Source organism: Cellulomonas sp. P2_F12, assembly GCF_056403775.1.
Map to the genome: position 1 here is coordinate 151,932 of NZ_JBFUEV010000010.1, position 7,213 is coordinate 159,144.

Consider the following 7,213-nt stretch of genomic DNA (forward strand, 5'->3'; position numbering starts at 1 on the left):
GTGTACTTCTTGCGGAGGACGGCCTGATGAACGAGGCGCAGCGGGTGGGCGGCCACTGGGTCCTGCCCACCCTGGAGAGCAACGCCGACGGGGTGGCCCGCCTGCACGTCAGCATCGCGGTGGGGGAGGTGGACCAGCTGGCCGGGCAGCCCGTCGCGGTCAGCCTGCGGGTCGGGGACCAGGAGCTGCCCGTGCTCGAGGCACCCGCCGACGGCGCGTACTACCACCTGGAGACGATCTCGGTCACGGCCGTCGCCGACTTCGCGTTCGCCAACCCGGACGGGCTCGTGCCCGACACCATCGCGGTGACCCTGGGCGAGGAGACGGCCACGTGGCCCGCCGAGCTGCGGGAGGACCCGGACGGCGGGAGCCCGCAGCTCGTCTGAGCGTCAGACCTGGACCGGGAACGTCAGCACCACGCCGATGGTCGTCAGCAGCACCACGCCGCCGATCGCGATCATCGTGGTGCGGCGCCGCGGCGAGCCCAGCTTGGAGCCGATGCCGCAGAAGAAGAGCACGGACGCGCACAGGACGGTGGCCAGGACGTAGTTGTCCTTGCGCTCGATGGCCACCCGCGCGACCGTCGCCGACCGGTCGGACGCCTTCTCCAGGCGGGTCGCCTCCGTCGCCGACGCCAGCACGTAGTCGTCCATGGCGAACGGCGTGGGCGGCGCCGTGGGGTCGACCAGCGGGTCGGTCGCGAGCCAGGACTTCACCGCGGGCTGGAACTCCGGGCGGAAGCGGTTGAACAGGAATCCCGAGTACGTCGCCGGGTCGGGCACGTACGGGTCGGGCACGACGGCGACGCCGCCCTCCTGGTGCAGCGCCGCCAGCCAGTCCGTGAACAGCATGACGTCGATGATCGTCTGCTGGCCGGCGAGGGTCTGGGCGCGGTTCGACTCGGCCCGCTCGCGCGACGCCGCGCTGTACGCCGCGGCCTGGACCCCGCTCCACTGGCTGCTCTGGAACGCCGACCACGCCGTCAGGACGGTGGCGAGCGCCAGCAGCGCGGTCGCGATCAGGTCGAGATGCCGGAACCAGCCCGACTCGGGTGTCGCAGCCGTCGCAGCCGTCGGCGCAGTCTCGTCGGCCTCCGCGACGTCGTCCATGGTCACCCCCGGCGGTCACCGTCTCACGGCGCCTCCCGCCGGCGCCACGGCACGCCCACGAGAGGCCCGGACGTGCTCTGGCCTGGGACGCCGTAGCGGCCGGGACGGCGCCGGTGGTACCCATGAAACCCCCGGTGCCGCGCCGGGGAGGACGGGGAGCCCGATGGAACGCAGCGCCGGCCGTTCGGCAGGCCTCGTCCTGTTCACCCTGGCCACGGCCCAGTTCCTCATGACGCTCGACAGCTCGGTGATGAACGTGTCCATCGCCCAGGTCGCCGCGGATGTGGGGACGACCGTCACGGGCATCCAGACCGCCATCACGCTCTACACGCTCGTGATGGCGACGATGATGATCACCGGCGGCAAGATCGGCAGCCTCATCGGGCGTCGCCGGGCCTTCGCCATCGGCTGCGTGATCTACGCGTGCGGCTCGTTCGTCACCTCGATCGCCCAGAGCCTCACGGTGCTGATCCTCGGGTGGTCGGTGCTCGAGGGACTGGGCGCGGCGCTGATCATGCCCGCGATCGTCGCGCTCGTGGCCTCGAACTTCGCGACGTCGGAGCGGCCGCGGGCGTACGGCCTGGTCGCGTCGGCCGGCGCGATCGCGGTGGCCGCCGGGCCGCTGATCGGCGGCTTCGTCACCACCTACTGGACCTGGCGGTACGTGTTCGCCGGGGAGGTCGTCCTCGTCATCGGCATCCTCGCGCTCACCCGCCGGATCGCCGACGCCGAGCCCGAGGAACGGTTCCGCCTCGACCTCGTCGGGTCCGCCCTCTCCGCGCTCGGGCTGGGCCTGGCCGTCTACGGCGTGCTGCGGTCCGGCGAGTGGGGCTGGGTGCAGACCAGGCCCGGCGGACCCTCGTGGCTCGGGGTCTCCCCGACCGTGTGGTTCGTGCTCGGGGGGATCCTCGTGCTCCGGCTCTTTGTCGCGTGGGAGCTCCGCGTGGTGGCCGCGGGCCGGGAGCCGTTGGTGCGGCCGGGCATGCTGCGCAACCCGCGGCTGGCCGGCGGCCTGACGATGTTCTTCTTCCAGTTCATGATCCAGGCCGGGCTCTTCTTCGTGGTGCCGCTGTTCCTGTCGATCGCGCTCGGCTTGACCGCGCTGGAGACCGGCGTGCGGCTGCTGCCGTTGTCCGTGTCCCTGCTGATCGCCGCGGTCGGGATCCCGCGCTTCTTCCCGCGGGCCTCGCCGCGCGAGGTGGTGCGCTGGGGCGTCCTGTCGATGCTGGTCGGCATCGTGGTCCTCATCGGCGCGCTCGAGGTGGGTGCCGGCGCCGAGATCGTGGCGGTGCCGCTGCTGCTCGCCGGCTTCGGGGTGGGCGCGCTCGCGTCGCAGCTCGGCGCGGTGACCGTCTCGGCGGTCCCCGACGAGGAGACCGGGGACGTCGGCGGCGTGCAGAACACCATGACGAACCTCGGTGCGTCGCTGGGCACGGCCGTCGCCGGGTCGATCCTCATCGCGACCCTCACGTCGACCCTGCTCCTCGGGCTGGGCGACAACCCGCAGGTCAGCGAGGAGGTCGCGGCGAGCGCCCAGGTGGAGCTCGCCGGCGGCGTGCCGTTCGTCTCGGACGCCCAGCTGAAGACGGCGCTCGCCGACGCGGGCGTGCCGAGCGCCGAGGCGACCGCGATCGTCGACGAGAACGAGGCCGCCCGGATCGACGCCCTGCGTGCGAGCCTGGCGGCGCTGGCGTTCGTCGCCGCCCTCGCGCTGTTCTTCTCGCGGTTGCTCCCGACGGCGCCCGTGGGCTCCGAGCCGGCGGCGGCCGCCGGGCCGCCACCGGCCCGCGTCGACTAGAGGTGCAGCCGGTAGAAGTGGAAGAAGTCGTGCTCCACCGGCAGCACCTCGAGGCGTGAGAACCCCGCGGCCTCCGCGTACCCGGCCAGCACGCTCGGGCGCATGACGGCGCCCGTGCCCACACCGCCCGGGGTCGAGAGTCCGTCGGGCAGGCAGCACAGGATCGAGAACCCGTAGAGCAGGCGCTCGACCACGTCGCCCGGGGTCGAGAAGGTCTCGGCGGCGTGCTCGTCCATCACCAGGACGTAGCCGTCGTCGCGGGCCATCGCCCGCATGGCGCCGAGCACCCCGACCGGGTCCGGCATGTCGTGCACGCACTCGTAGGCCATCACGACGTCGTACTGGCCGGACCGGGTGTCACTGAGGGTGGCGCCGTCGACGGTCGAGAAGGTGACCCGGTCGTGGACCCCCGCCGCCGCCGCGTGCTCCCGGGCCGCCGCCACCGACGGCTCGTCGACGTCGAACCCGTCGAACGTCGCCGTCGGGAACGCCCGGGCGAGGCCGATGGACGACCAGCCCTCGCCCGACCCGATGTCCGCCACCCGCGCCGGCCCCTGCAGCACGGCGTGCAGGTCCGGGAGGGTCGGGACGATCTGCTGGGCCAGCTCGTGCAGGAACAGGGGGCGGTTGAACGCCGCCTGGGCGGTGCGGGCGTCCGGCCCCAGCTGCGCCCAGCTGACGCCACCGCCGTGGCGATACGCCTCGACGAAGTCGTCGAACCGGCGGCCGGCCGCGATCGCGAACCCGGCGAGCGGTGCCGTGTGCGCCGGGCTGTCGCCGTCGAGGAGCACCTCGACCGCGCCCGGCGCGACCCGGAACCGGCGCTCGGTCGCGGCCGCCGCGTCGTCGTCGACCAGCAGCCAGCCGGAGACCGACTGCTGCTCGAGCCACTCCCGCGCGTACCGCTCCTGCGTCCCGGTGCGCTGCGCCAGCTCGACCGAGGTGAGCGGCCCCTCGTCGACCAGGGCCCGGTACCAGCCGAGCGTGCGGCCGAGGTGCAGGGCGAAGGTCTCGATCACGCCGAGCGTGGCGGCGACCACGCGCGTCGAGAAGACCTCCGCGCTCGCGTCCGGTGCCGGGGTCTCGAACAGGTCGCTCGTGCCGGCGGTGCTGGACTGCGTCGTGTCGCTCATCGTTCCTCCCGGTCGGTGCCCGCGGGCGGGTGCCCGTGACCCGAGCATGGCCCGGTCACCCCGCCGCCGTCAGCCCAGGACGTCGCCGATCGCGCCCAGGACGACCGGCCACGCGTCGGAGGCGGGGTCGATGAGCTCGAAGTGGCCCGCGCCGGGGACCTCCACCAGGCCGACCCCGGTGCGCCGGCAGTAGTCGCGCGAGACCCCCACGGGGACCGTGTCGTCGAGCCGGCCGTGCACGACCAGCGTCGTCGCGGCCGGGGCGCCGAGGACCGCAGGGTCCGTGGCCGCGAACCGCTCCGGGACGTCGGCCGGACCGCCGCCGAGGAGCTCGGCGACCGCGCCGCGGCTCAGGCCGAGACGGTCGACGGCGACGAGGTCGGCCACCGGCGCCAGGGCGACCACGCAGCGGACCCGCGGGGGCCGGTCGGCTCGGCCCGGCGCGCCGGCCGGCAACCGGTCGCGCAGCGCGGCCCACAGGGCCAGGTGCCCGCCCGCCGAGTGCCCGACGTACGCGACCGAGCCGAGGTCGACCCGGTCCTGCAGCGCGACCTCGAGGGCGTCCACGGCGGCGGCGACGTCGACGAACGTCGTCGGCCAGCCGCCTCCCGCGCCGACCCGGCGGTACTCGACGTTGGCGACCGCGTACCCCTGCGCGGTCAGCGCGTCGGCCACCACGCGCACGTGCAGCCGGTCGAACGCGGCGCGCCAGAAGCCGCCGTGCAGCAGGACGACGAGGGGCGGCCGCTCGCTCGTCGCCGGAAAGGTCAGGTCGACCACCTGGTCGGGCAGGGGTCCGTAGCGGACGGTCTCGATCGAGGGCACGCGGGGACAGTACCCAGGCGGTGCGGCAGAGTGGCGGCATGGACGACAAGGAGATGCTGCACACGTACCTGCGGGCCCAGCGCGACAGCCTGCTGAGCAAGCTCGACGGGCTGGGGGAGTACGACGTCCGCCGGCCCATGACGAGCACCGGCACCAACCTGCTCGGCATCGTCAAGCACGTGGCCAGCGTGGAGATCGGCTACCTGGGCGACGTGTTCGGCCGGCCGTCGGGCCGCGAGCTGCCGTGGTTCGCCGAGGACGCCGAGATGAACGCGGACATGTGGGCGCCGGCCGACCAGTCGCGCGAGGAGATCGTCGAGCTGCACCGCTTCTCGGCGGCGCACGCCGACGCGACGATCGACGCGCTGCCCCTGGACGCGCCCGGGGAGGTCGCCTGGTGGTCGCCGGAGAAGCGCCACGTGACGCTGCACCGGATCCTCGTGCACATGTGCGTCGAGACGGCGCGGCACGCCGGCCACGCCGACATCGTCCGCGAGCTCATCGACGGCGCGGTCGGCAGCCGGCCCGACGACCCGAACATCCCCGACGAGGACTGGCCGGCCTACCGGGCGCGGCTCGAGGCGTCGGCCCGGGCGGCCGAGGCCGCCGCTACGCGTCCGTGAACAGGCACGTGATGACGAAGCGGATGGGCTTGTCGAACGTGTAGGTGCGGTTGCCCTCGTTCGCGTCGCCCAGGTCGCTGACGAAGTACGTCGCCCCGGTCCTGATGACGACGAAGGCGACCGGCGACGGCTTGGTGTACGTGCGCACCCCGTGGCCGACGGCCGCCTTGCTGCAGTCGTACACGCCGCCGTACTCCCAGGTCGTGGGGTCGGCGGACGGGTCGCGGTGGCACGCGGCCGCGGGCGACGCACCCGCGAGGAGCGCGCCGCCCGCGAGCACCGCGGCGGTGAGTGACGTGCGTAGACCTGCCATGAGCTGCCCCCTGTGGAACGGCGGCACCGCGCTCGTCGCGGTGTCCGGTTTGTCCACGTTAGGTCGGGCGCGGCGACCCGGAGAAGGATGATCCTCGACGTTCACCCGGCGTGCGTCGCGACCGATGCATCCTCCGATGCCTGCGCGACCCGCCGCGCCCGGCGCAGCAGCCGGATCGCGAGGAGCGCGAGCGGGATGTTGACCATCGCCGGGACGCCGACCCAGTACGACGCCGTGAGCAGCGCGTACGTGGCCCACAGGCTCTCCGTGACGAGCAGGACGACCTGCGTGGCGATCGAGATGCCGGCGAGCCCCACCGCGTCACGCCGCAGGTTCCACAGGCGCACGGCCTGCGGCCACCACAGGGTCAGGGAGCCGACCGAGGCCAGCAACCCGACGTACTCCACCTGAGTGCCCATGTAGCTCAGGGGGGCTGGGCGGGCCCGGAGATACCTGCGGTCAGGCGGGCGGCGGCGGTTCGGTGGCGCGGCGCGCGGGCGTCATGAGGATCCCGATGCTGATCACCAGCACCCAGACCGGGAACACCAGCTGGGCCCACTTGTACGTGCCCGCGACGACCAGCAGCACGAGCGCGACCGCGTACCCCGTGAAGGCGATCCCCCGATGGACGGACGCCGTGCGCAGCACGACGGTGCTCACCGAGAGCGTGAAGACGGCCGCCATCCGCATGGCGTACACGGACACGAGCGTCTCGGTGGTGCCGCGGCCGAACGTCCAGAGGCCGGCGTCGAGGGACGCGCCCGGCACCATCTGCATCAGAGTGCTGGCCGTGACCGCGCCCTGGAAGAGCATCGCCAGGAACAGCAGCCCGCTGCCGAGGAACACCGTCGAGAACAGCCGGTCCTCGACGTCCCCCAGCTGGTCCCGCACGACCCCGATGAACCAGAGGAACGCGATCCCGGCGAACGGCACGAGGTTGAGGCTGATCCGGACCAGCGTGCGGCGGGTGGGACTCAGCTCCGCCGTCTCGAGGTTGCCGCCCGAGATCGCCAGCCGGAGCATCACCAGCGCCGCGATGAGCAGCACGGCGAAGACGATGCCGGCCACCGCGGCGGACCGGCGCGTGCGCCATCGGCGGGCCACGAGCACGGGCGCGGGTGTCGTCATGCAGGCCATCCTGACAGGCCCGACGGCTGCACGGCCGTCGGGTGGTGTCAGGGGGTGTCGAAGGCGTCGATGTCGAGGTTGTCGCTGGTCAGGCCGTGGCTGGTGCCGTCGAGCAGGGTGGTCCAGGTGCCGGCGTTGTTGGCGATGATGTCTTCGTCCTGGGTGGTGCCCAGGGTGGGGACGGTGGTGGTGGGGGTGGAGAAGGAGAGCAGGTAGTGGGTGGCGTCGCGTCGGACGTAGCCGTCGACGTTGGTGGCGGCGGGCAGTCCGATCGCGGTGGCGTC

10 protein-coding genes are annotated in these 7,213 nt (G+C 73.3%); 3 read left to right on the forward strand and 7 right to left on the reverse strand.

Annotated features, from left to right (window positions below; translation table 11 throughout):
- Positions 1-26 precede the first annotated feature (26 nt).
- Entirely contained in the window at positions 27-386 is a 360-nt protein-coding gene (locus AC1DWH_RS18155) for a hypothetical protein (protein ID WP_477094867.1), read from the forward strand.
- Between the two features lie 3 nt (positions 387-389).
- Here the strand turns inward: AC1DWH_RS18155 and AC1DWH_RS18160 are convergent, their stop codons facing one another.
- Positions 390-1,109: a hypothetical protein gene (locus AC1DWH_RS18160; RefSeq protein WP_477094868.1), complete on the reverse strand. Its 720-nt coding sequence runs from the start codon at positions 1,107-1,109 to the stop codon at positions 390-392.
- Positions 1,110-1,272: 163 nt separating this feature from the next.
- Between AC1DWH_RS18160 and AC1DWH_RS18165 the strand changes: the two genes are divergently transcribed.
- Positions 1,273-2,907 (forward strand): MFS transporter, encoded by a 1,635-nt coding sequence (locus tag AC1DWH_RS18165; protein WP_477094869.1) that lies wholly within the window; start codon positions 1,273-1,275, stop codon positions 2,905-2,907.
- Here AC1DWH_RS18165 and AC1DWH_RS18170 read toward each other — a convergent pair.
- Together AC1DWH_RS18170 and AC1DWH_RS18175 are read right to left on the reverse strand one after the other, a co-directional pair.
- Complete coding sequence (locus AC1DWH_RS18170; protein ID WP_477094870.1) at positions 2,904-4,040, reverse strand: class I SAM-dependent methyltransferase; 1,137 nt, start codon at positions 4,038-4,040, stop codon at positions 2,904-2,906. The two genes, AC1DWH_RS18165 and AC1DWH_RS18170, sit on opposite strands and share 4 nt — an antisense overlap.
- Positions 4,041-4,109: 69 nt before the next feature.
- Positions 4,110-4,865 (reverse strand): alpha/beta hydrolase family protein, encoded by a 756-nt coding sequence (locus AC1DWH_RS18175; protein ID WP_477094871.1) that lies wholly within the window; start codon positions 4,863-4,865, stop codon positions 4,110-4,112.
- Positions 4,866-4,903: 38 nt separating this feature from the next.
- Here AC1DWH_RS18175 and AC1DWH_RS18180 point away from each other — a divergent pair, with 38 nt between their 5' ends.
- Positions 4,904-5,488 (forward strand): DinB family protein, encoded by a 585-nt coding sequence (locus tag AC1DWH_RS18180; RefSeq protein WP_456847130.1) that lies wholly within the window; start codon positions 4,904-4,906, stop codon positions 5,486-5,488.
- Here AC1DWH_RS18180 and AC1DWH_RS18185 read toward each other — a convergent pair.
- The 4 genes from AC1DWH_RS18185 to AC1DWH_RS18200 form a co-directional block, all read right to left on the reverse strand.
- A complete protein-coding gene (locus tag AC1DWH_RS18185; protein WP_477094872.1) occupies positions 5,475-5,801 on the reverse strand; it encodes a hypothetical protein in 327 nt (108 codons plus the stop codon). The genes AC1DWH_RS18180 and AC1DWH_RS18185 overlap by 14 nt on opposite strands.
- Before the next feature lie 101 nt (positions 5,802-5,902).
- A complete protein-coding gene (locus AC1DWH_RS18190; RefSeq protein ID WP_477094873.1) occupies positions 5,903-6,220 on the reverse strand; it encodes a hypothetical protein in 318 nt (105 codons plus the stop codon).
- Between the two features lie 40 nt (positions 6,221-6,260).
- Positions 6,261-6,929, reverse strand: coding sequence for a hypothetical protein (locus AC1DWH_RS18195; protein ID WP_477094874.1), 669 nt, complete (start codon positions 6,927-6,929; stop codon positions 6,261-6,263).
- Between the two features lie 47 nt (positions 6,930-6,976).
- Positions 6,977-7,213: hypothetical protein (locus AC1DWH_RS18200; RefSeq protein ID WP_477094875.1), on the reverse strand; the 237-nt coding region annotated here is incomplete at its 5' end.

Coding starts and splice junctions, on each gene's coding strand:
- AC1DWH_RS18155 (WP_477094867.1), top strand. CDS start 27: ATGAACGAGGCGCAGCGGGTGGGCGGCCACTGGGTCCTGCCCACCCTG.
- AC1DWH_RS18160 (WP_477094868.1), bottom strand. CDS start 1,109: ATGGACGACGTCGCGGAGGCCGACGAGACTGCGCCGACGGCTGCGACG.
- AC1DWH_RS18165 (WP_477094869.1), top strand. CDS start 1,273: ATGGAACGCAGCGCCGGCCGTTCGGCAGGCCTCGTCCTGTTCACCCTG.
- AC1DWH_RS18170 (WP_477094870.1), bottom strand. CDS start 4,040: ATGAGCGACACGACGCAGTCCAGCACCGCCGGCACGAGCGACCTGTTC.
- AC1DWH_RS18180 (WP_456847130.1), top strand. CDS start 4,904: ATGGACGACAAGGAGATGCTGCACACGTACCTGCGGGCCCAGCGCGAC.
- AC1DWH_RS18185 (WP_477094872.1), bottom strand. CDS start 5,801: ATGGCAGGTCTACGCACGTCACTCACCGCCGCGGTGCTCGCGGGCGGC.
- AC1DWH_RS18190 (WP_477094873.1), bottom strand. CDS start 6,220: ATGGGCACTCAGGTGGAGTACGTCGGGTTGCTGGCCTCGGTCGGCTCC.
- AC1DWH_RS18195 (WP_477094874.1), bottom strand. CDS start 6,929: ATGACGACACCCGCGCCCGTGCTCGTGGCCCGCCGATGGCGCACGCGC.